The sequence below is a fragment of the Pseudomonas sp. K2I15 genome (genome assembly GCF_002204795.1).
Lineage (GTDB): Bacteria > Pseudomonadota > Gammaproteobacteria > Pseudomonadales > Pseudomonadaceae > Aquipseudomonas.
On the sequence record NZ_NIXO01000140.1, the window covers coordinates 1 to 1,529 of the forward strand.

Sequence of the window (1,529 nt, forward strand, 5' to 3'; positions counted from 1 at the left end):
TCGTTGTGCAGTACGCGGGCGATACGCTCAGCCGCTTCGTCGGTGCCGTCGCAGACAATCACCATGCCCGAGTGCTGGGAGAAGCCCATGCCCACGCCGCCGCCGTGGTGCAACGAAACCCAGGTCGCGCCGCTGGCGGTGTTGAGCAAGGCGTTGAGCAGTGGCCAATCGGACACGGCGTCGGAGCCGTCCTGCATCGATTCGGTTTCACGGTTGGGGCTGGCCACCGAGCCGGAGTCCAGGTGGTCGCGGCCGATCACGACCGGCGCCGACAGCTCGCCGCTGCGCACCATTTCGTTGAACGCCAGGCCGAGCTTGGCACGCTGGCCCAGGCCAACCCAGCAGATACGCGCCGGCAGGCCTTGGAAGCTGATGCGCTCGCGGGCCATGTCCAGCCAGTTGTGCAGGTGGGCGTCGTCCGGGATCAGTTCTTTGACTTTGGCGTCGGTCTTGTAGATGTCTTGTGGGTCGCCCGACAGTGCAGCCCAGCGGAACGGGCCGATGCCACGGCAGAACAGCGGACGGATGTAGGCCGGTACGAAGCCCGGGAAGTCGAAGGCGTTTTCCACGCCCACTTCTTGCGCCATCTGGCGGATGTTGTTGCCGTAGTCGAAGGTCGGTACGCCCATTTTCTGGAAGGCCAACATCGCTTGAACGTGCACGGCCATGGATTGCTTGGCGGCCTTGATCACCTCGGCCGGTTCGGTCTTGGCGCGGGCGCGGTATTCGTCCCAGGTCCAGCCGACGGGCAGGTAACCATTGAGCGGGTCGTGGGCGCTGGTCTGGTCGGTAACCATGTCGGGGCGCACGCCGCGCTTGACCAGTTCCGGGAGGATTTCAGCGGCGTTGCCCAGCAGCGCGATGGAGATCGCCTGGCCGGCCTTGGTGTATTTCTCGATGCGCGCCAGGGCGTCGTCGAGGTCGGTGGCTTGCTCGTCGACGTAGCGGCTGCTCAGGCGAAAATCGATGCTGACCTGCTGGCATTCAATATTCAGCGAGCACGCGCCGGCCAGGGTCGCAGCCAGAGGCTGGGCGCCGCCCATGCCGCCCAGGCCTGCGGTGAGCACCCAGCGGCCCTTGAGGTCATCGTTGTAATGCTGGCGGCCGGCTTCGACGAAGGTTTCGTAGGTGCCCTGCACGATGCCCTGGCTGCCGATGTAGATCCAGCTGCCGGCGGTCATCTGGCCGTACATGGCCAGGCCCTTGGCGTCGAGTTCGTTGAAGTGTTCCCAACTGGCCCAGTGCGGCACCAGGTTGGAGTTGGCGATCAGTACGCGCGGGGCGTTGCTGTGGGTCTTGAACACGCCCACCGGTTTGCCGGATTGCACCAGCAGGGTTTCGTCGTCGTTGAGGTTGGTCAGGCTTTCGACGATCTGGTCGTAGCATTCCCAATTGCGCGCCGCACGGCCGATGCCGCCGTACACCACCAGTTCTTTCGGGTTTTCGGCCACCTGTGGGTCGAGGTTGTTCATCAGCATGCGCAGCGGCGCTTCAGTCAGCCAGCTTTTGGCGGTCAGCGTGTTGCCGCG

1 protein-coding gene is annotated in these 1,529 nt (G+C 64.7%); it reads right to left on the bottom strand.

Annotated features, from left to right (window positions below; genetic code table 11):
* Nucleotides 1–1,529, bottom strand: a 1,529-nt coding sequence (hutU, locus tag CEC48_RS30785; RefSeq protein ID WP_088427254.1) for a urocanate hydratase, incomplete at both ends; no start/stop codon positions are given.